The sequence below is a fragment of the Mycobacteriales bacterium genome (genome assembly GCA_035995165.1).
Taxonomy (GTDB): Bacteria; Actinomycetota; Actinomycetes; order Mycobacteriales; family CADCTP01; genus CADCTP01.
The window spans coordinates 13,538-33,669 of sequence record DASYKU010000026.1; the positions used below are offsets into that span (position 1 = coordinate 13,538).

The window sequence follows — 20,132 nt, forward strand, 5'->3', positions numbered from 1 at the left end:
ATTGCGGCTCCTACTGGGATCTCCGGACGCTCCCTCGCCGTCCATAGTGGACATGGGCGTACGGCCAGCCATTGCCGGGTCCACTGTGGAGGATGACACTCCCGGTGTCGTATCCGAGCAGCCGGCCGTCGCGCGGTGGCGGCGGGCCGCGGACCGGTGGTCGCCGGTCGGTCTGCGTGGCGCCCGCGCCGATCCGGGGCGGCGAGGCGCATCCGTCTTGGTGCTGGTCGCGATCCTGGCCGCCCTCGTCGTCGGGGCGATGGTCTGGCAAGGACGACCCAAGCCCGAGGGAATCACGCCGCCGGCCGTGCTCTCCGCCGCCGACCCGAGTTCGACCGCCGGTCCATCCGCGTCGGCGACGGCGATCGTCGTGGCCGTGACGGGGAAGGTGCGGCGTCCGGGCGTGGTGACGATCCCGGCAGGCGCGCGGGTGATCGACGCGGTCCGGGCGGCCGGCGGCCCAGTGCCGGGCGCCGACCTGGCGACGCTCAACCTCGCCCGCAAGCTCGCGGACGGTGAGCTGGTCGCGGTGGGCGTGCCCGCACCGCCGGCGGGCGGCGACCCGGCGGCAGCAGCCGGAGATCCGGCGGCAGGTGGCACCGCGGGGCCCGTCGACCTGAACACGGCGACGCTCGCCGAGCTGGACACACTGCCGGGAGTCGGTCCGGTGCTCGCCCAGCGGATCCTCGACTGGCGAATCCAGCACGGCCAGTTCGCCACCGTCGATCAGCTCGCCGACGTGCCCGGGATCGGCGACTCGCGAATGGCGCAGCTGCGAGACCTGGTCCGCGTCTGATGGCCGAGACCGCCGTTCCGCCTCCGGCCGACCTGCGTCTGGCGCTGGGTGCGGTGGCCGCCTGGTTGAGCGTGCTGGCCGCACTAGCGGTCCCGGCCACCACGGGCGCCGTCCTCGGAGCGTTCGCCTTGATGGCGGGTCTGGCCACGCTGGCCGGACGGCGGCGCTGGTCGGCCGCCGTGGCGCTCGTGCTCGGCTGCGCCGGAGCGGCGGCGTTGGCGACCGCGGTCCGGGTCGCCGCCGTCGAACATTCGCCGGTGAGTGCTCTGGCCGACCGTGGAGCCGGCGTGACCGTCGAGCTCGTCGTCAGCGACGATCCGCGCCCGCTGACCGTCACTGCCGGGCCTCCTCGGGTGATCGTCGGCGCGAAGCTCCGCAAGGTCACCACCGGTGGCCGGACCTGGGACCTGTCCGGCCGGCTGCTCGTCCTGGCTCCGGCGAAGGGGTGGAGTGGGCTGCTGCCGAGCCAGCGGGTCCGGGTCGACGGCCGGCTCGCGCCGCCTGACCGCGGCGACCTCACCCTCGCAGTCCTGTCCGTCCGGGCGGCTCCGACCGACGTCGGGCCACCATCCGCCGTCCAGACCGCCGCCGGGCGCGTCCGCGCCGGGTTACGGGACGCGTCCGGCGTGCTGCCGGAGGGTCCACGCGGGCTACTTCCCGGTCTGGTCGACGGGGATGTCAGCGGCCTGGCCCCCGCACTCTCCGACGACTTCAAGACGGCCGGGTTGTCCCACCTGACCGCCGTCAGCGGTACCAACGTGGCGATCGTGACCGGCGCGATCCTCCTGCTCCTCAGGGCGATGACGGTCGGGCCGCGGACGTCGGCGGTGGCTGCCGGCGTGGCCATCGCCGGCTTCGTCGTGCTCGCGCGCCCGTCGCCGAGCGTGCTGCGGGCCGCGGTGATGGGCGCTCTCGCGCTGCTGGCCATGGCGACGGGCCGGCCCCGATCCGCGTTGCCTGCCTTGGGCGCGGCCGTCCTGACCCTCGTGTTCGTCTCGCCGCCGCTGGCGCGGGATCCAGGCTTCGCGTTGTCCGTACTCGCCACCGCCGGCCTGATCCTGCTGGGTCCCGGCTGGGCAGCACGGCTGCGAGCCCGCGGGTTTCCGCCCGGCATCGCCGAGGCGCTCGCCGTACCCGCGGCGGCCACGGTGGCGACAGCGCCGGTCATCGCGGCGATCAGCGGCACGGTCAGCCTCGTCTCCATCCCGGCGAACCTGCTGGCGGAACCGGCCGTCGCGCCCGCCACGGTGCTTGGAGTGCTGGCCGCGGTCGCCTCGCCGGTGTCGGGTACGGCGGCGGAGTGGCTGGCGTGGACAGCCGGTCTGCCGGTTCGCTGGCTCGTCGCCGTCGGAACCCGGGCCGCGCACCTGCCGGACGCCGCGGTCTCTTGGCCGGGTGGCACCACGGGTGCGCTGGTCCTCGTGGTCGCCTTCGTCGCCGGGGTCGCGCTCGTGCGCTGGCGGCCGGCCCGGCGGATCGCGATCGCCGTCGCGGCCGGCGCCGCGGTGGTCCTGGTGCCGGTACGGACGGTGCTGCCGGGGTGGCCGCCGCCGGGCTGGTTGTTCGTCGCCTGCTCGGTCGGTCAGGGCGACGCGCTCGCGGTGCATGCCGGGGCAGGAGCGGCGATGGTCGTCGACGCCGGCCCGGATCCGGTCGCCGTCGACGGGTGCCTGCGTCGGCTCGGCGTCCGGTCGGTGCCACTCCTGCTGCTCACGCACATGCACGCCGACCATGTCGACGGACTTGCCGGCGTCCTGCGGGGACGGTCGGCGGGGGAGATCGATGTCGGGCCGTCGCGTGAACCGGCCACCGGCTGGCAGGAGGTACAGGACGGCGCCCGGCGCGACGGCCTGGTGGTCCGAACCGTCTCGGTGGGAGAGCGCCGGCAGTTCGGCGGGCTGGTCGTGGACGTACTCGCGCCGCGGGAGCCGTTCCGCGGCACCCGGTCTGACCCGAACAACTCCTCGGTGGTGCTCCGGGTCGCGACGGGCGGCGAGACGTTGCTGCTCACCGGCGACGTGGAAGTCGAAGCCCAGGACGCGCTGGTCCGGTCCGGCCTCGACCTGCGAGCCGACGTCCTCAAGGTCCCGCATCACGGCAGCGCCTACCAGAGCCCGGCGTTCCTGCGGGCGGTCGGCGCCCGAGTCGGGGTCGTCTCGGTCGGCAAGGACAACGACTACGGCCATCCGTCGCCGGTGCTGCTCCACGAGCTGGACCGGATCGGCACCCGGGCGTTCCGGACCGACCTCGAGGGCGACGTCGCGTTCTGTGTGCAGGACCGGAAACTCGTGGTCGTCAGCCGGTCCGGAAGGCCGCCGTGACCGCGGGTGTGCGCGTCGCCGGGCCGGGCCGGCGTCCGTGCCAGGATGGCGGCGTGGCTGAATCGCTGGACGCCCCGCTGCGGCTGGTGCTGGGGGACGAGGAACTGCTGGTCTCCCGGGCGATCGCCGAGGTCGCCGCCGCTGCCCGGGCCGCCGATCCCGAAGCCGACATCCGGGAGCTGGCCGCGTCCGAGCTCGCCGCGGCCGATCTGTTCGACCTGCTCAGCCCCGCACTGTTCGGCGGTCGCCGGGTCGTCGTGGTCCGTGGCGCGCACGAGGCCAAGGCCGACGTCGTCGACGCGCTCCGGTCGTACGTGACCGATCCGGCCGACGAGGTCGTGCTCGTGGTCGCCCACCCCGGCGGGGCGCGCGGGAAGGCGTTGGTCGACGCGGTCCGCAAGGCCGGTGCGGTGGTCGTCGAGTGCGTGAAGCTGACCCGGGCCGAGGAACGGCAGGCGTTCGTGCGGGCCGAGATCCGGCGGTTCGGCGGGGCGATCACCGCCGGGGCCGTCGCGGTCCTGCTCGACGCCGTCGGCAACGACCTGCGGGAGCTGTCCACCGCCTGCTCCCAGCTGGTGTCGGACACCGGCGGGCGCATCGACGCCGAGGCGGTCACGCGCTATCACCGGGGTCGGGCGGAGGTCACCGGGTTCGCGGTCGCGGATCGGGCCGTCGTCGGGGACGTGCCGGGCGCGCTGGAGGTGCTGCGCTGGGCGCTGGCGGTGGGCGTCGCGCACGTCCTGGTCGCCGACGCGCTGGCGGACGGGGTGCGGTCCATCGCCCGGGTCAGCTCCGCCGGCCGGGGCAACCCGTACGCGATGGCCAGCTCGCTCGGGATGCCGCCCTGGAAGGTCAAGCGCGCCCAGTCGCAGGCGCGGGGCTGGAGCGCGACCGGGCTGAGCCGGGCGATGCGGACCGTCGCCGACCTGAATGCCGACGTCAAGGGCGTGGCGGCTGATCCGTCGTACGCGCTGGAGGCCGCCATCCAGGCCTTGGCCATCGCCCGGGCCACCTCGGACTAGGCCACCTGGGGCGGGTTGCAGACATGCCGAAGAGCCGGCACCTCGGTGCCGGCTCTTCGGCGGAGCTGTGGAACTGAGCGGGAACTCAGATGGCGTTGGCGCGCTGCGCCATCGCCGACTTCTTGTTCGCCGCCTGGTTCGGGTGGATGACGCCCTTGCTCGCCGCCTTGTCCAGCTGGCGCGACGCGTACTGCAGGGCGACGTCAGCCTGCTCGCGGTCGCCGGAGTCCGCGGCCTCGCGGAACCGCCGGACAGCCGTCTTGAGGGACGACTTCACCGACTTGTTGCGCAGGCGCGCCTTCTCGTTGGTCTTGATGCGCTTGAGCTGGGACTTGATGTTCGCCACGCGGGAGCCTCGGGTCATTCGTCGGGAATGTGGGCGCGCGGCACCCAAGCGGGCTCCGGCGCGACGAGTCAGGTTACCAGCCGCGCGGGAGTGGGCCCAAACGGTGCCTGTCCGGCAACCCGACCCGACGTGGGACGATGAAGGAACCGCCCCACGACCCGAACGGACCTGCGTGCCCAGCCGTGCCACCGATCCGGCCCTCATCCGGAACTTCTGCATCATCGCCCACATCGACCACGGCAAGTCGACGCTGGCCGACCGGATGCTCGAAGCCACCGGGGTGATCGAGCAGCGCAACATGCGGGCCCAGTACCTCGACCGCATGGACATCGAGCGCGAGCGCGGCATCACCATCAAGGCGCAGAGCGTCCGGCTGCCCTGGGACGGTCACGTGCTCGACCTCATCGACACGCCCGGTCACGTCGACTTCAGCTACGAGGTGTCCCGATCGCTCGCCGCCTGCGAGGGCGCGGTGCTGCTGGTCGATGCCGCGCAGGGCATCGAGGCCCAGACGCTCGCCAACCTCTACATGGCGCTGGAGAACGACCTCGCCATCATCCCGGTGCTCAACAAGATCGACCTGCCCGCGGCCCAGCCGGAGAAGTACGCCGCCGAGCTGGCCCACATCCTCGGCTGCGAGCCGTCGGACGTGATGCGGATCAGCGCGAAGACCGGGCAGGGTGTCACCGACCTGCTGGATCGGATCGTCAGGGATGTTCCGGCACCGACCGGCGACCCCGACGCGCCGGCCCGGGCGATGATCTTCGACTCCGTGTACGACACGTACCGCGGCGTCGTGACCTACGTGCGGATGATCGACGGGTTCATCGAGCCGCGACAGCGGGTCCGGATGATGGCCACCCGCGCCACCCACGAACTGCTCGAGGTCGGCGTGATCTCGCCGGAGCCGAAGCCGACCGAAGGCCTGGGCGTCGGCGAGGTCGGATATCTCATCACCGGCGTCAAGGACGTGCGGCAGTCGCGAGTCGGTGACACCGTGACCGATGCGGTGGCACCGGCGGTCACGGCGCTCGCCGGCTACCGCGATCCCAAGCCGATGGTCTTCTCCGGCCTCTATCCGATGGACGGCTCGGACTACCCACTGCTGCGCGACGCGCTGGACAAGCTGCGGCTCAACGACGCCGCCCTGGTCTACGAGCCCGAGTCCTCCGGGGCGCTCGGCTTCGGCTACCGGATCGGCTTCCTCGGCCTGCTGCACATGGAGATCGTGCGGGAGCGGCTGGAGCGCGAGTTCGGCCTGGACCTGATCTCCACCGCGCCGAACGTGGTCTACCGGGTGGTCTCCGAGGACGGCGCCGAGCAGGTGGTGACCAACCCGAGCGACTGGCCCGGCGGCAAGATCGCCGAGACCTACGAGCCGGTGGTGAAGGCGATGGTGATCGCGCCGAGCGAGTACATCGGCACGATCATGGAACTCTGCCAGGCCCGGCGCGGCCTCCTCGGCGGGATGGACTACCTGTCCGAGTCGCGGGTCGAGCTGCGGTACACGCTGCCGCTGGCGGAGATCATCTTCGACTTCTTCGACGCGCTGAAGTCTCGCACCCGCGGGTACGCGTCGCTGGACTACGAGGCCGCCGGCGAGCAGGCGTCCGAGCTGGTCAAGGTCGACATCCTGTTGCAGGGCGAGCCGGTCGACGCGTTCAGCGCGATCGTGCACAAGGACAAGGCGTACGGATATGGCGTCTCGATGGCGAGCAAGCTGCGCGAGCTGATCCCGCGGCAGCAGTTCGAGGTACCGATCCAGGCGGCGGTCGGCTCCCGCGTGATCGCGCGCGAGAACATCCGCGCGATCCGCAAGGACGTGCTGGCCAAGTGCTACGGCGGTGACATCACCCGCAAGCGGAAGCTGCTGGAGAAGCAGAAGGAAGGCAAGAAGCGGATGAAGATGGTCGGCCGCGTCGAGGTGCCGCAGGAGGCGTTCATCGCCGCGCTGTCGACCTCGGACGAGAAGCGGGGCTGACCGCCGGCTGTCAACCCAGGAGGGCGGTGCTGGGGACGACGGCGAGGGCTGTGGACGGAGCGCGGAAGTTGTCGGTGGTGGGTCGGAACCTTGAGCGAGGTTCGATCCGAGGAGGAGCCGATGATGACCGAGATGCTCGACGGCGCGGTGTTCCTGAGCCCGTCACCGGGATTCGGGCATGCCGATGCCGTGCTCGCGTTGGCAGGCCTCCTGCGGGCGGCCGCGCCGGCGGACCTGCGGGTGCTCGGGGCGCCGTTCCCGGTGCGGCTGGGCCGCCAGACCGAGCTGCGGCCGGACCTGATGGTCGCGCGGTACGCAGACCTGGTGCGGGACGAGCTGACCGAGCCGCCGCTGCTGGCCGTCGAGGTCCGCTCGCCCGCGACTGACCTGGTCGACCGCTGTCTCAAGCGGTCGGTCTATGCCCGGTATCGGGTGCCGGGCTACTGGCTGGTCGATCCGGAGACGCCCGCGCTGATCGCGCTGGAGCTGGACGAGGACGGCGACTACCGGGCGGTCGCGGACGTGGTCGGGGCGGAGACGTTCACCGCAGTCCGACCGTTCGCGGTCCGGGTGAGCCCGCTGGCGCTGGTGGCGGGGATTCGGCCGTGCTGAGGACCGTGTGCCGGTGGCACGATCGGCGACGTGCTCGTACATCCGTGGGACGCCCCGATCGACGACTCCGAATGGCGCGACTGGCTGTCGCGTCACGACTTCGGGCAGCTCATCGCGCCCGGCGACGGGCGGGACCTGCCGATCGTCGTGCCGACCCATTTCCTGTACGACGGGGCCACCACGATCCGGCTGCACCTGGCCCGGCCCAACCCGGTGTGGGCGGCGCTGCGGGAGCGGCCGCGGGCGTTGCTGACCGTCGTCGACGACTACACGTACCTGCCCTCGGACTGGCAGGCGGCGCCGGGCACGCCGTCCGAGCTGGGCATTCCGACGTCGTACTACGCGACCGTGCAGCTGTCCTGCGACGTCGAGGTGGTGGACGACCCGGCCGCGGAGACGGAGATCCTGCGCGCACAGCTGGCGCACTTCGAACCGGACGGTGGCTACCTGGAGCCGGACGCCGAGCACGAGCACTATCGGCGCCGGCTACCCGGGATCCGCGGGCTGGTGCTGACGGTGACCGGCGTCCGGGCCAAGTTCAAGTACGGCGGCAACAAGGAGCCGGCGCACCGCCAGCAGCTGGCCGAGCACCTGGCCGAACGGAACGGTCCGGCGGACGCGGCGGCCCGCGACCACCTGCTGCGCCGGCTCGACGCCGGGAACTGACCGGCTCAGACGGTCAGCACGATCTTGCCGGCGGTGTCACCGGAGACGATCTTGGCGAAGCCGTCGGCTGCCTTGCTCAGCGGCAGGGCGGTGTCGATCGCCGGCCGGACGCCGGTGGTGACCAGCATGGCCATCAGCGACTCGAGCTCGGACCGGGTGCCCATGGTCGAGCCGATGACGTTGAGCTGCAGGAAGAAGACGCGGTTGAGGTCGGCCTTGGGGTTCGGGCCGCTGGTCGCGCCGCAGACGACGATCGTGCCGCCGGGCGCGAGCGACTTCAACGAGTGCGACCAGGTGGCGTCGCCGACGGTCTCCATCACGGCGTCCACCCGCTTCGGCAGCCGGGCGCCGGGTTCGAACGCGGCGTCGGCGCCGAGGGCGAGCGCGGCCTCGCGCTTGGCCTCGGTCCGGCCGGTCACCCACATCCGGTACCCGGCGGCCGAGCCGAGCGCGATGAGCGCGGTCGCCACGCCGCCGCTCGCGCCCTGCACGAGGACGGTCGCGCCGGGCCGGACCCCCGACTTCACGAACAGCATGCGGTACGCGGTGAGCCAGGCCGTGCTGAGGCAGGCCGACTCCTCGAACGACAGCTCGGCCGGCTTGGGCACCACGTTGCGCTTGGGCACGATGACCTGCTCGGCCAGCGTGCCCTGGTGCAGTTCGGAGAGCAGCGTGCGGCGGGGATCGAGCGTCTCGTCACCGGACCAGCCCGCACTCGGGATCACCGCGTGCACGACGACCTCGTTGCCGTCGGCGTCCACGCCGGCCGCGTCGCAGCCGAGGATCATCGGGTAGCGGTCCTCGGCCAGGCCGACGCCGCGCAGCGTCCAGACGTCGTGGTGGTTGATCGAGCCGGCCCGGACGGAGACCGTGGTCCACCCGTCGGGCGCTTCCGGTTCCGGGCGCGGGCCGACCTCCAGGGCGGCGAGCGGGTCGGACTGGTTCGGTGCGGTGGCGAAGGCGGCGAGCACGAGATCACCTTATTGCGCTCGGGCCCGGCCGTGGTCGCGTGCCGGGTCGCCGGGTGGGCTCGGCGGGGGCGCTCTAGGGTGGGCTGGTGCTCCGCACGCGCCGGCCGCTGCTCGCGTTGCTGCTGCTCGGCGTCCTGCTCGCGGGTGGTTACCTGCTCTCGGCGGTCCGGACCGACGATCCCGGCCCGAGCGGGTCCGCCTCCACCGGACCGACGGTCACGGCCGGACCCACCGTCCGCCCCACCGCCACTACGGGCGCGGACGGGCTGCCGACCGTGCGGACGGCGAACCTGCCGGTCCAGGCGCGGCAGGTGCTGCAGCTGATCGACTCCGGCGGGCCGTTCCCGTACTCGCAGGACGGGACGGTGTTCGGCAACGTGGAACGGCTGCTGCCGTCGCACGCGCGGGGCTGGTACCACGAGTACACGGTGCCGACACCGGGGTCCCGGGACCGGGGGGCGCGGCGGATCATCGCCGGGCAGGACGGCGCCCGCTACTACACGGCCGACCACTACGAGTCCTTCGCCCGGGTCGTGGATCCGTGACGTCGCTTCGGCCCGGTGTGCGGGCGGTACGGCGACCCGCGGCGGAGGTGATCGGGGAGGCGGAACGGCAGGGGGTGGCGGTGCACCGGGTCGGGCCGGCGGCGACCAAGGCCGAGCTGCTGACCCAGTTCGCCCGCGCGCTGGAGTTCCCGGGTTGGGTCGGGCGGAACTGGGACGCGCTCTCCGACGCGCTCCGCGACCTGTCGTGGCTGCCGGAGGGGGCGCACGTCGTCGTCTGGACGGGCGCGTCCAAGATCGACGAGACCGCGTACGAGATCGCGCTCGAGGTGCTCCAGCACGCCACGGCGATGGCGGCCGAGACGCCACGCCCGCTCACCGTCCTCCTCACCGCCGACTGAGACCCGCGTCGCCGGAGGGCCGGGCCCTCGTCCCGCGCTGCACGGTCACGGGCCGCGATTGGGGACGGACCCTGGATGCGTCCGGGCTCTGGCAACGGAGCGGCTCGGCGGTTGGACACGGCGGTGTTGGACACGGCGGTGTTGGAGACGGCGGCGTTGGAGACCCGAGGACGGCCGTTGGGAAGACCGGCCGGGACGGTCGGCGGTGAGGCCCGGCAGAAAGGCCGGCGGGAGCGGTTGGCTCGGGTCAGGGGGCGGGGGGTGCCCAGGAGGGACGGCGTTTCTGGGTGAAGGCGGCGACGCCTTCGCGGCCCTCGGGGCCGGCGAAGCGGTCGGCGGACAGGGCGGACATCGCCGCGTAGTCGGTCGACGGGTGGGCCAGCAGGTCCTTCGCGGCGGCCAGCGCGCCGGGGGCGCCGAGCGCGAGCATCTCGGCGTACCGGGCGACCTCGGCGTCCAGGTCGGCGTCCTCGACCACGCGGGTGAGCAGGCCGATCTCGGCGGCCCGGGTGGCGTCGAAGACCTCGCCGGTGAGGAACAGCTCCCGCGCGGCCTGCGGCTGCAGCAGCGGCAGTACCGGGATCGAGATCACCGCCGGGACCACCCCGAGCCGTACCTCGGTGAACGCGAAGGTCGCCGACCGCGCGGCCAGCGCGATGTCGCAGGCGGCGATCAGACCGATCCCGCCGGCCCGGGCGGGTCCGCCGATGCGGGCGATCACCGGCTTCGGGGACTGCGCCAGCGCGGTGAGCAGGTGCGGGACCGACGCGATCGGCATGTCGCCGGCCTGTTGGGCGGCGGCGGTCCCCTTCAGGTCGGCGCCGGAGCAGAACACCCGCCCGGTGTGGGTCAGCACGATCACCCGGACCGCGTCCTCCGCGACGGCCGCGGCGAGCCCGGACGAGAGTTGCTCCATCAGCGCGGCGGAGAGCGCGTTGCGGTTCGGCGGCGAATCCAGCGTGAGCGTCGCCACCCCGCCCGACACGGAGAAATGCACCAGCTCGGTCACGATCCCGACCCTAGGCCAGGGCGAGTGGAACACTGTTCCGCCGTGCCCTCCCGACTTCCGGACGGCGTGCCGGCTCCCGCTGACGGCGCGCTTCCGTTCGCTGCCCGGCGTGAGCTGGGTCGCAACCCCTTCGGGTTCTACGTGCACGTGCCGTTCTGCACGACGCGCTGCGGCTACTGCGACTTCACGACGTACACCGCGCAGGAATTGGGGCCGGGCGTCTCCCAGGCCGCCTACGCGGACACCGCGATGCTGGAGGTCCGGCTGGCCCGGCACGTGCTGGCCGAGCGGGCGCCGAAGGTCGACACCGTCTTCTTCGGCGGCGGCACGCCGACCCTGCTGCCGGCCGGTCACCTCGGCTCGATCCTGCGCGAGATCGACGACCTGTTCGGGCTCGCGCCCGGCGCCGAGGTGACGACCGAGGCCAACCCCGAGTCGGTCACCCCGGCCTACCTGGAACGGCTGCGGGAGGCCGGGTTCACGCGCATCTCGTTCGGGATGCAGTCGGCGGCGCAGCACGTGTTGCAGCTGCTGGATCGGCAGCACACCCCGGGGCGCGCGGTCGACGTGGTGGCCGAGGCCCGCCGGGCCGGGTTCGCGCACGTGAATCTCGACCTGATCTACGGCACGCCGGGGGAGTCCGAGGCGGACTGGCAGACCTCGCTCGACACGGCGATCGCGGCCGGGCCCGACCACGTCTCGGCGTACGCGCTGGTGGTCGAGGAGGGCACGGCGATGGCCCGCAAGGTCCGCCGGGGTGAGCTGACCGAGCCGGACGACGACGTGCTGGCCGACCGGTACGTGCAGGCCGACGAGACGCTCACCCGCAACGGCTTCGGCTGGTACGAGGTCTCGAACTGGGCCCGCGGCACGGCCGCGCGGTCCCGGCACAACCGGCTCTACTGGACCGGTGGCGACTGGTGGGGTGTCGGGCCGGGCGCGCACAGCCACGTCGGCGGGGTGCGGTGGTGGAACGTGCGGCACCCGGCTCCGTACGCGGCCAAGCTGCACGCGGGAGAGAGCCCGGCGGTCGGGCGGGAGCTGCTGGATCCGCCGGCGCGGCGGATGGAGGCGACGATGCTGGGGCTGCGGCTGCGCGAGGGGCTGGCGGTGCGGGAGCTGTCGGTGCGGGCGCGGGAGGCTGCCGGGGAGGCGGTCGGGTACGGCCTGCTCGACCGGCACGCGCACGGCGACGGCCGGGCGGTGCTCACCCTCCGCGGCCGCCTCCTCGCCGACGCCGTAGCCCGAGACCTAACCGACTGACCCGCGCCGCTCAGCCGCCCCTCGGCAGTGACCGCACAAGGTGCGGGTTACGGGGTGGTGGGGGCTGGGGCCGGGTCGGTGGTGCCGGCTCCGTCGGCGGGCGGGTCGGCGGGCGGGTCCGGGGCCGGGTCGGCCTGGGTCGGGTCCTCCTGCGGCGGGTCCGCGGTCGGCGGGTTGTCCGGCGGCGGCGCGGGGTCGGTGGTGTCGACCGGCGGCGCCGGGTCAGTGGTCTCGACCGGAGGCGCCGGGTCGGTCGTGTCGACCGGCGGGGCGGGGTCCGTGGTCTCCACCGGCGGCGCGGGGTCGGTCGTCTCGACCGGGGGGGCCGGGTTCTGGGTCGCCGGCGGGGCCGGGTTGGCGGTCGTGGTCGTGCCGCCGGCCGGCGGGGCCGGGTTGCCCGGCCGCGGGGCACCGGCGACGGGCGCGCCGCCCGCCGCGACGACGACCTCGTCCGGGAGGTCCGCGCCGCCCGGCACGCCGGGCACCAGCGAGTACCCGCTGCCGGAGTAGGACGACGTCCGCGAGGAGCCTGACAGCGAGCCCGACGAGGTGCGGGCGTTCGTGCGGACCGTGGCCGGGTCGCCCTTGGCCTTGTCCGCCGCCGGCGCGGGCGCTTGATCGGAATCCGCGGACTGCGGCCCGGCCAGCCCGGGCAGCACCGCGAGCCGGTCGATCTGCTGGGTGATGCCGGCCGGCGCCCCGCCGAGCGCGGCCGCGACGGCCAGACCGGCACCGGCCACGATCGCCGTGCCGGTGGTCCACATGCCGGCCAGCTGCCAGCGGGACGGCTCGTCGTCGACCCGGACGATCCGCCGGCCGATGGCCGGCACGAACGCCAGCCCGTGCTGGAACGGCGCGAGCACCCGGCCGAGCGCGGTCGCCGGCCCGGGCAGGATCTCCAGCCGGTCGAGCTTCTCGTCCTGGACCGGCGGGTCGTCGGACGTCAGCATCTCCGGACGCGTGCGAGGGGAGAACCACTCGCCGGACTCGGGCATCTAATCCTCCTCGCCGCGCAGCAACCCGCAGCGTCGGGGGCGCAGGCGGACGCTAACCGCAGAACGCCCGGAACGAGGGCCATCCAAGCACAGCCTCACCCGGACGGGTGTAATCAGGGTTGCGGCACACCGTTGCCCGGCGGCGGGGGCGGCGGCTCCGTGGTCGGCTCGTCTGTCGGCGGGACCGTGGGCGGGACGGTCGTCGGTGGCGGCACCGGCGTGGTGGCCGGCGGCGTGGTGACCGTGGGATGCGTCGCCGGCGGCACCGTCGCCGAGGCCCGCGTGGTCGCCGCGGGCGCGGTCGGCGTCGAAGACCCGGACGGGGCGCTGCTCGACCGTGGCCGCTGCGGGAACGAACCCCCGGTCGGACCCGGGACGACGATCACGGACGACGACGCCGAGGGCGTCGACGACGGGGACTCGGTGAACTCGGCCGGCACCGGCAGTCCCGGTCCGTTCGGCGCGGGCGGCGCGGACGAGGACGGCCGCAGCGCGATCGTGGCGCCGACGAGTGCCAGCACCACGACGCCCACCCCGGCCATCGCGCTGACCTCGGCCACCCGCCGCCGGCGGCCCGCCCCGGGCGAGAGCAGCACGTACCGGTCGCCGGAGCCACCGTCGCGTCCGCGCAGCGCGTCCACCCGTTCGCGTACCCGTGCCAGGCCGTCGGCCAGGCCGTCCTTCATGCGTACTCCCACCCCCGGCGCGCCTGCGGTTCCGGACAGTCCGGACAGGCCGGTAAGGGGATATCACGTTCTACCGACGTCCCGACGACGCCGGTATGACGAATCACCCCGAGACGGGCGTCTCGGACGCCTCGTTCTCGTCCAGGCTCAGCACCCGGACGTGCAGGCTGTTGCGTTGTTGCAGCGCCGCCCGCAGGGCCCGGTGCAGGCCGTCTTCGAGGTAGAGATCACCCTCCCACTGCACCGCGTGCGGGAAGAGGTCGCCGTAGAACGTCGAGTCCTCGTCCAGCAGCCGGTCGAGCTCCAGCTCCCGCTTGGTGGTGATCAGCTCGTCGAGCCGCACCTGCCGCGGGGGCAGCCTGGCCCAGTCGCGGGTCGACAGCCCGTGGTCCGGGTACGGCCGGCCGTCGCGAACCGCCTTGAAGATCACGTCGCTCCCTAGTCCCCTCCAGGCCCCGCTGGCCGGGGGAGAGCCTAACCGCCCCCGCGTCGGGCGGGTCACGGGCGGGACACGATCGGTGCCGACCCGCCCGCGCGCCGGTACGCTGGCACTTGACGACCAAGAGTGCCAGGGAGGTGCCGGTGAACCTCGAGGAACGCAAGCTCGAGGTCCTGCGCGCCGTCATCGAGGACTACATCGCCACCGAGGAGCCGGTCGGCTCGAAGGCGCTGGCCGAGCGCCACCACCTCGGCGTGTCGCCGGCGACGATCCGCAACGACATGGCGCTGCTGGAGGAAGAGGGCTACATCGCCCAGCCGCACACCAGCGCCGGGCGGGTGCCGACCGACAAGGGCTACCGGCTGTTCGTGGACCGGCTGGCCGCGTTCAAGCCGCTGTCCCCGGCCGAGCGCAAGGCGATCGCGAGCTTCCTCGAGGGCGCGGTCGACCTGGACGACGTCCTGCACCGGACCGTACGGCTGCTGGCCCAGCTGACCCGCCAGGTCGCCGTCGTGCAGTACCCGTCGCTGGCCCGCTCCGCGGTCCGCCACCTCGAGGTCGTGCACCTGGCCGCGACCCGGCTGATGCTGGTGCTGATCACCGACACCGGCCGGGTCGAGCAGCGGGTCGTCGAGCTGCCGGTCCCGGTCAGCGAGCCGCTGGTCGCCGACCTGCGCGCGACGCTGAACGCGGCGCTGCGGGACCGCCGGCTGGCCGACGCCCCGGAGATCGTCACCGCGCTGCCGGAGGTGACCGGCCCGGAGCTGCGCCCGCTGCTGACCACGATGACCACGGTCCTGCTGGAGACGCTGGTGGAGCGACCGGAGGAGCGGGTCGTGCTGGGCGGCACGGCCAACCTGACCCGCGGCGCCCTGGACTTCCCCGGCACCATCCGGCCGGTCCTGGAGGCGCTGGAGGAGCAGGTCGTGCTGCTGCGGCTGATCGGCGAGGTGCAGAGCCCGAGCCGGGTCCTGGTCCGCATCGGCGAGGAGAACCCGTACGAGGGGCTGCGCTCGACCTCGGTCGTCTCGGTCGGGTACGGCGCGGGCGACCGCGCCCTCGGCGGGCTCGGCGTGCTCGGCCCGACCCGGATGGACTACGCCGGGACGATGTCAGCGGTCGCCGCGGTCGCCCGCTACATCGGCCAGATCCTCGGCCCCGGGACCTAGTCGCCGGCGCCGGCGGCGGCCGGGCTGCACCGCCGGGTGGGTGACTACGGACGGGCCGCGCCGCTGCGGCGGCGGCAGCCGGTCCGGCAGGTCCGCCACCTTCACCCGCGCCCGCTCGCCCAGGTCCGCTGCGAGGCCCAGGTCCGCTGCGAGGCCCAGGTCTTGCGCGAGGACCCGGTCATCCTCGCGGCCGAGGTCCGACGAGGTGGTAAGGGGCTGGTCGGGAAGCTCCCGGACGGCCGGGGTGTCGAGGACCGGCACGAAGTCCGGCACCTCGATCCGCGGCTCGGTCAGCAGCGACAGGCTGCGCGCGACCACCATCGAGCCGGCCAGCAGCAGCGCGGCGACCATCCCGTCCAGCCAGAAGTGGTTGGCCGTGCCGATGACCACGAGCGTGGTGACCACCGGGTGGGCCACGATCAGCCACCGCCAGTGGCTGCGGGTCGTGGTGATCACGCCGATGGCGACCACGATGGCCCAGCCGATGTGCAGCGACGGCATCGCCGCGTACTGATCGGCGAGGCTGTTCTGGGCCGGCGGGCCGTAGACGGCCGGGCCGTACACGGCGGCGGTGTCGATGAAGCCGAGCGAGCCGAGCATCCGCGGCGGCGCGACCGGGATGGCCAGGTGCACCAGCAGCCCGGACGCGGTCAGCAGCGCCAGCGTCCGGCGCAGCCAGAGGTAGTCGGCCGGCCGGCGCAGGTAGAGCCAGATCAGGAAGGCCGCGGTGGCCGGGAAGTGCACCGCGACGTAGTAGACGTTCGCGGCCTTGATCACGACCGTGCTCTTCAGCAGCAGCGCCTGGACCGAGATCTCGTCCGGCAGGTGCAGGATCCGCTCCAGGTCCCAGACCACGTACGCGTTGTCGAAGGCGGTGCCGACGTGCTTGGCCGCCACGATCCGGCCCAGCTTGTACGCGCCGAACATGGCCGCGATGACGAGCAGCTCCAGCAGTGCGCGGGGTCGAGGCCCCGGCACCGCGATCCGTCGCCACACGGTGCCGCCGATACCCTGCCGGGCCCCGAGGTCACCCGGGCCGTCGTCGATCGGCCTGCTGTCCAGCCGGCCGACCCGTTCATCCCGACGACAAATCACCACGGCACAACGTTCTCCGCAGCGCTGTGTGCCGGCAATGTGGCCCATGCCACACATTTTTAGCAGGGGCGCGCTACTCGATTCGGGTCCAAGCCGTCCAGAACGGTCGCGCAGATGTCACCCAGCGCACGCACCTGCTCGGGCGTCAGGCGATCGAAGAGGTGCTCGCGGACGGCGGCCACGTGGCCGGCCGCCGTCTCGACGAGCATGTCCCAGCCGGCGTCGGTGAGCACCGCCACAGTTCCGCGGCCGTCCTTGGGGGCCGGTTCGCGGCGGATCCAGCCCCGGTCCTCCAGCCGGGCGACCGCGTGCGAGAGCCGGCTCGGGGAGGAGTTGGCCTTGACCGCGAGGTCGCTCATCCGCAGCGACCGGTCCGGGGCCTCGGACAGCATGGCCAGCACGATGTACGAGGCGTGGGTGATCCCGGCGTCGCGCTGCAGCTGCCGGTCCAGCGCCGCGTACAGCAGCTCGGAGGTGGCCAGGAACGAGCGCCAGGTGCGTTGCTCGTCCTCGTCCAGCCAGCCGCTCACAGGCCCTCCTCTTACTTGAACGCTCAACTACTTCAGGGTAGCGTGGGTGGTACCAAAACTATTGGAGATCGACATGCCCGTGCAGCGACTGAACCACGCCGTCCTCTATGTCCGCGACGTGGAACGGAGCGTTGGCTTCTACTCCGCGGTGCTGGGCTTCCGGCAGGTCATGAGCGCTCCGGGTGCGGCCTTCCTGCAGGCGGAGGGCAGCAGCAACGACCACGACCTGGGGTTGTTCCAGGTCGGGCCGGGTGCGCAGGACACCGCCGCCGGCCGGACCGAGGTCGGGCTCTACCACCTCGCCTGGGAGGTCGACACCCTCGACGAGCTGGAGCGGATCGCGCAGGCGCTGGCCGACGCGGGCGCGCTGGTCGGCGCGTCGGACCACTCCACCACCAAGGCGCTGTACGCCAAGGACCCCGACGGCCTCGAGTTCGAGGTGTCCTGGCTGGTCCCGGCCGAGCTGATCACCGACGAGGTGCTGGCCGCCCGTTCGAGCGTCCAGCGGCTGGACCTGACGCGGGAGAAGGCCCGCTATGGCGGCCAGACCCGCGGCGGCGTGGGCGTCTCGGTAACCGCCGCGCGCTGACACAGCGACCTTCGCGGCCACGTAGACTGGCAGTCGTGGCAATCGAGTGCCAGGAAGCGGGATAAGGGTGGCGATCGACTACTACGGCGTGCTGGGCGTGCGCCGGGACGCTACGGGTGACGAGATCAAGCGGGCCTACCGCAAGCTCGCTCGCGAACTGCACCCGGACGTCAACCCGGACCCGGAGGCGCAGGAGCGCTTCAAGGCGGCCACCACCGCGTACGAGGTGCTCGCCGATCCGGAGAAGCGCGAGATCGTCGACCTCGGCGGCGACCCGCTGTCGCAGGGCGGCGGGGGCGGCAGCCCGTTCGGTGCGGCCGGCTTCGGCGGGCTCGGCGACATCATGGACGCGTTCTTCGGCGCCTCGACCGCGCGCGGTCCGCGCAGCCGGGTCCGGCAGGGCTCGGACGCGCTGATCCGGCTCGACCTGGAGCTGGCCGAGACCGCGTTCGGCGTCTCCCGGGACCTTACCGTGGACACCGCGATCGTCTGCACGATCTGCTCCGGCGCCGGCACGGCGCCCGGTACCCACCCGGCCAGCTGCGACACCTGCGGCGGCCGCGGCGAGGTGCAGAGCGTGCAGCGGTCGTTCCTGGGCCAGGTCATGACCAGCCGGCCCTGCCCGACCTGCGGCGGCACCGGGATCGTGATCCCGTCCCCCTGCACGAGCTGCGGCGGCGACGGGCGGGTGCGGGCCCGCCGTACGGTCGGGGTCAAGGTTCCGGCCGGCGTCGAGGACGGGATGCGGATCCGGCTGTCCGGCCAGGGCGAGGTCGGCCCCGGCGGCGGCCCGGCCGGCGACCTGTACGTGGAGATCCACGAGCTGCCGCACGACATCTTCAGCCGCGAGGCCGACGACCTGCACTGCCGCGTGCAGCTGCCGATGACCGCCGCCGCGCTCGGGACCGCGCTCACGCTGACCACGCTGGACGGCGACGAGGAGGTCCCGATCCGGGCCGGAACCCAGTCGGACACCGTGATCCCGCTGCGGGCCCGCGGCGTGCCGCACCTGCGCGGGGTCGGCCGCGGCGACCTGCACGTGCACGTCTCGGTGGCGACGCCGACCCGGCTGGACGAAGAGCAGGAGGCGCTGCTGCGCCAGCTCGCCACCCTGCGCGGGGAGGACCTGGCGGTCTCCACCCGCGGCCAGGGCGGCGGGGGACTGTTCTCCAAGATGCGGGACGCGTTCAACGGCAGATGAGCTCGCGCGTGGGCTCGCAGCGCGAGCGGGGAGCGACGAGGGCCGGCCGTCCGGCGCTTGCGCCTGACGGTCCGTCCGAGAAGCGGACACGGTGAGCACGCCCCCGGTCTTCCTGGTGGACGCGCTGCCCGCGGGCGGCGAGGTCGTGCTCGACGGCGCCGAGGGCCGGCACGCGGCGACCGTACGGCGGCTGCGGGCGGGCGAGGAACTGGTCCTCTCCGACGGCTCTGGCGGCGTCGCGGACTGCCGGGTGCTCACGGCCGGGGCGGACTCGCTGCGGCTGGCGGTCATCGCGGTCCGGCGGCTGAACCCGCCGGCGCCCCGCTTCGTGCTGGTCCAGGCGCTGGCCAAGGGTGACCGCGGCGAGCTCGCGGTGGAGCTGGCGGTCGAGCTCGGCGTCGACGCGATCGTGCCGTGGGCCGCGAGCCGGTCGGTGACCCGCTGGGACGGGGCCCGCGGGCAGCGGTCGCTGGAGCGCTGGCGGTCGGTGGCGCGGGCGGCGGCCAAGCAGTCCCGGCGGGCCTGGCTGCCGCCGGTGGCGCCGCTCGCCTCGACCAAGGAGGTCGCCGCGCTGGTCGCGGACGCGGCCGGGGCGCTGGTCCTGCACGAGTCGGCGGCCCGGCCGCTGGTCTCGGTGCCGCTGCCGGACGCGGGCGACCTGGTGCTGGTGGTCGGGCCCGAGGGTGGGCTGGACGACGCCGAGCTGGAGGCGTTCGCGCTGGCGGGGGCGACGGCGGTCCGGCTCGGGAGGCCGGTGCTGCGCACCTCCACCGCCGGGGCGGCCGCGCTGGCCGCCCTGTCGCTGCGCACCGCGCGCTGGGACTAGACCGCGCGCTGGGACTGGACCGCGCGCTGGGACTGGACCGCGCTGGGACTAGCCGAGGGGGCGGGAGACGAAGGCGGTGACGCCGTCGGGACCGACCGTCCAGGCGGTCAGCGCCGCCGCCCCGGTCCCGTCCGGCAGGCTCAGCCCCACCGACCACCGGTCCCCGGTCACCGCGGCCCGCCCGGAGGACAGCACCGGCGTCGCGCCCGGCGCCCGCAGCTGCACCCGCGGTACGGCGCCGGGGACGACCGTCCCGCGCGCGGTGAACGGCCCGCCGGAAGGCGTCGACGGGTCCAGGCCGAGCGACCCGTCCGGCGCCACCGCGTCCACGACCACGTACGGGGCGTCGTCACCGATCCGGACCCGGACCAGGTACACGAGCGAGATCGGCCGCCCGAGCCGGAGCACGGTCATCCGCAGCCCGGCCCGGTACGCCCCGGCCGGCTCCGCGCTCAGCGACGCCGACCCCAGGTAGGAGCCCACGAAGCGGGTCGCGACCTGGTCCGGCCTGGTCAGGTCCCCGTACGTGCCCGCGGCCTGGTCGGCCGCAGCGGCCCGGAACCCGTCGCCCCGGGACCCGTACGGCCAGACGGTGGTCAGGTCGTTCACGCCCGCGCCGGGGATCGGGGTCGGCCCGGGGGAGGCGGTGGACGGGCCCGCCGCCTGCTGCCGGGACGGGCTGAGCGACGGCAGCACCGCGGGCGCCGCGAC

The 20,132-nt window shown here is 73.8% G+C and carries 22 protein-coding genes; 13 read left to right on the forward strand and 9 right to left on the reverse strand.

From position 1 onward, the window contains the following. The first annotated feature begins 220 nt into the window (after positions 1–220). From VGP36_04655 to holA, 3 genes are read left to right on the forward strand one after another with little or no spacing between them, the layout of a single operon-like run. Positions 221–796: a ComEA family DNA-binding protein gene (locus VGP36_04655; protein ID HEV7654017.1), complete on the forward strand. Its 576-nt coding sequence runs from the start codon at positions 221–223 to the stop codon at positions 794–796. Then, a complete protein-coding gene (locus VGP36_04660) occupies positions 796–3,117 on the forward strand; it encodes a ComEC/Rec2 family competence protein (protein HEV7654018.1) in 2,322 nt (773 codons plus the stop codon). Before VGP36_04655 ends, VGP36_04660 begins: the two co-directional genes overlap by 1 nt. A gap of 53 nt (positions 3,118–3,170) precedes the next feature. Next, positions 3,171–4,139, forward strand: coding sequence for a DNA polymerase III subunit delta (gene holA / locus VGP36_04665; protein HEV7654019.1), 969 nt, complete (start codon positions 3,171–3,173; stop codon positions 4,137–4,139). Between the two features lie 85 nt (positions 4,140–4,224). Here holA and rpsT read toward each other — a convergent pair whose 3' ends face one another. After that, a complete protein-coding gene (rpsT, locus tag VGP36_04670; protein HEV7654020.1) occupies positions 4,225–4,485 on the reverse strand; it encodes a 30S ribosomal protein S20 in 261 nt (86 codons plus the stop codon). A 172-nt stretch (positions 4,486–4,657) separates the two neighbouring features. On the opposite strand from rpsT, the gene lepA reads away from it, so the two are divergent. The 3 genes from lepA (at position 4,658) to VGP36_04685 (ending at position 7,744) form a co-directional block, all read left to right on the forward strand. Next, positions 4,658–6,466 carry a translation elongation factor 4 gene (gene lepA / locus VGP36_04675; protein ID HEV7654021.1) on the forward strand — a complete coding sequence of 603 codons (1,809 nt, stop codon included), beginning with the start codon at positions 4,658–4,660 and terminating at the stop codon, positions 6,464–6,466. A 90-nt stretch (positions 6,467–6,556) separates the two neighbouring features. After that, positions 6,557–7,078 carry a Uma2 family endonuclease gene (locus tag VGP36_04680; protein ID HEV7654022.1) on the forward strand — a complete coding sequence of 174 codons (522 nt, stop codon included), beginning with the start codon at positions 6,557–6,559 and terminating at the stop codon, positions 7,076–7,078. 30 nt (positions 7,079–7,108) lie between these two features. Continuing rightward, a complete protein-coding gene (locus VGP36_04685) occupies positions 7,109–7,744 on the forward strand; it encodes an FMN-binding negative transcriptional regulator (GenBank protein HEV7654023.1) in 636 nt (211 codons plus the stop codon). Positions 7,745–7,749: 5 nt separating this feature from the next. Here VGP36_04685 and VGP36_04690 read toward each other — a convergent pair whose 3' ends face one another. Continuing rightward, on the reverse strand, positions 7,750–8,715 hold the full coding sequence (locus tag VGP36_04690; protein HEV7654024.1) for a zinc-binding dehydrogenase: 966 nt from the start codon (positions 8,713–8,715) through the stop codon (positions 7,750–7,752). Between the two features lie 86 nt (positions 8,716–8,801). Here VGP36_04690 and VGP36_04695 point away from each other — a divergent pair, with 86 nt between their 5' ends. Together VGP36_04695 and VGP36_04700 are read left to right on the forward strand one after the other, a co-directional pair. After that, a complete protein-coding gene (locus tag VGP36_04695; protein HEV7654025.1) occupies positions 8,802–9,260 on the forward strand; it encodes a ribonuclease domain-containing protein in 459 nt (152 codons plus the stop codon). Between the two features lie 47 nt (positions 9,261–9,307). Then, positions 9,308–9,619: a barstar family protein gene (locus VGP36_04700; protein HEV7654026.1), complete on the forward strand. Its 312-nt coding sequence runs from the start codon at positions 9,308–9,310 to the stop codon at positions 9,617–9,619. Between the two features lie 247 nt (positions 9,620–9,866). Here the strand turns inward: VGP36_04700 and VGP36_04705 are convergent, their stop codons facing one another. Beyond that, positions 9,867–10,628: an enoyl-CoA hydratase-related protein gene (locus VGP36_04705; protein HEV7654027.1), complete on the reverse strand. Its 762-nt coding sequence runs from the start codon at positions 10,626–10,628 to the stop codon at positions 9,867–9,869. 66 nt (positions 10,629–10,694) lie between these two features. Between VGP36_04705 and hemW the strand changes: the two genes are divergently transcribed. Next, positions 10,695–11,891: a radical SAM family heme chaperone HemW gene (hemW, locus tag VGP36_04710; GenBank protein HEV7654028.1), complete on the forward strand. Its 1,197-nt coding sequence runs from the start codon at positions 10,695–10,697 to the stop codon at positions 11,889–11,891. 47 nt (positions 11,892–11,938) lie between these two features. Here the strand turns inward: hemW and VGP36_04715 are convergent, their stop codons facing one another. The 3 genes from VGP36_04715 to VGP36_04725 form a co-directional block, all read right to left on the reverse strand. Continuing rightward, the gene (locus VGP36_04715) at positions 11,939–12,886 is read right to left on the reverse strand and encodes a hypothetical protein (GenBank protein ID HEV7654029.1); all 948 of its coding nucleotides are present in this window, start codon (positions 12,884–12,886) and stop codon (positions 11,939–11,941) included. Positions 12,887–12,999: 113 nt separating this feature from the next. Beyond that, positions 13,000–13,572 (reverse strand): hypothetical protein, encoded by a 573-nt coding sequence (locus VGP36_04720; protein ID HEV7654030.1) that lies wholly within the window; start codon positions 13,570–13,572, stop codon positions 13,000–13,002. 103 nt (positions 13,573–13,675) lie between these two features. After that, positions 13,676–14,002: a type II toxin-antitoxin system VapB family antitoxin gene (locus VGP36_04725; protein ID HEV7654031.1), complete on the reverse strand. Its 327-nt coding sequence runs from the start codon at positions 14,000–14,002 to the stop codon at positions 13,676–13,678. A gap of 152 nt (positions 14,003–14,154) precedes the next feature. On the opposite strand from VGP36_04725, the gene hrcA reads away from it, so the two are divergent. Beyond that, positions 14,155–15,180: a heat-inducible transcriptional repressor HrcA gene (hrcA, locus tag VGP36_04730; protein HEV7654032.1), complete on the forward strand. Its 1,026-nt coding sequence runs from the start codon at positions 14,155–14,157 to the stop codon at positions 15,178–15,180. Here the strand turns inward: hrcA and VGP36_04735 are convergent. Continuing rightward, positions 15,124–16,278 carry a phosphatase PAP2 family protein gene (locus VGP36_04735; GenBank protein HEV7654033.1) on the reverse strand — a complete coding sequence of 385 codons (1,155 nt, stop codon included), beginning with the start codon at positions 16,276–16,278 and terminating at the stop codon, positions 15,124–15,126. The two genes, hrcA and VGP36_04735, sit on opposite strands and share 57 nt — an antisense overlap. Positions 16,279–16,334: 56 nt before the next feature. Continuing rightward, positions 16,335–16,805 (reverse strand): MarR family transcriptional regulator, encoded by a 471-nt coding sequence (locus VGP36_04740; protein HEV7654034.1) that lies wholly within the window; start codon positions 16,803–16,805, stop codon positions 16,335–16,337. A gap of 73 nt (positions 16,806–16,878) precedes the next feature. On the opposite strand from VGP36_04740, the gene VGP36_04745 reads away from it, so the two are divergent. The 3 genes from VGP36_04745 to VGP36_04755 all read left to right on the forward strand — a co-directional run bounded on the left by VGP36_04745 (position 16,879) and on the right by VGP36_04755 (position 19,421). Next, positions 16,879–17,394 (forward strand): VOC family protein, encoded by a 516-nt coding sequence (locus VGP36_04745; GenBank protein HEV7654035.1) that lies wholly within the window; start codon positions 16,879–16,881, stop codon positions 17,392–17,394. A gap of 67 nt (positions 17,395–17,461) precedes the next feature. Next, complete coding sequence (dnaJ, locus tag VGP36_04750) at positions 17,462–18,595, forward strand: molecular chaperone DnaJ (protein ID HEV7654036.1); 1,134 nt, start codon at positions 17,462–17,464, stop codon at positions 18,593–18,595. Between the two features lie 91 nt (positions 18,596–18,686). Then, a complete protein-coding gene (locus VGP36_04755; GenBank protein HEV7654037.1) occupies positions 18,687–19,421 on the forward strand; it encodes a 16S rRNA (uracil(1498)-N(3))-methyltransferase in 735 nt (244 codons plus the stop codon). 48 nt (positions 19,422–19,469) lie between these two features. Here VGP36_04755 and VGP36_04760 read toward each other — a convergent pair. Next, positions 19,470–20,132: hypothetical protein (locus VGP36_04760; GenBank protein HEV7654038.1), on the reverse strand; the 663-nt coding region annotated here is incomplete at its 5' end.

Bases quoted from the DNA above. Each gene is read 5' to 3' on its own strand.
- VGP36_04660 (HEV7654018.1), top strand. From the start codon at position 796: ATGGCCGAGACCGCCGTTCCGCCTCCGGCCGACCTGCGTCTGGCGCTG.
- VGP36_04715 (HEV7654029.1), bottom strand. From the start codon at position 12,886: ATGCCCGAGTCCGGCGAGTGGTTCTCCCCTCGCACGCGTCCGGAGATG.
- VGP36_04720 (HEV7654030.1), bottom strand. From the start codon at position 13,572: ATGAAGGACGGCCTGGCCGACGGCCTGGCACGGGTACGCGAACGGGTG.
- VGP36_04745 (HEV7654035.1), top strand. From the start codon at position 16,879: ATGCCCGTGCAGCGACTGAACCACGCCGTCCTCTATGTCCGCGACGTG.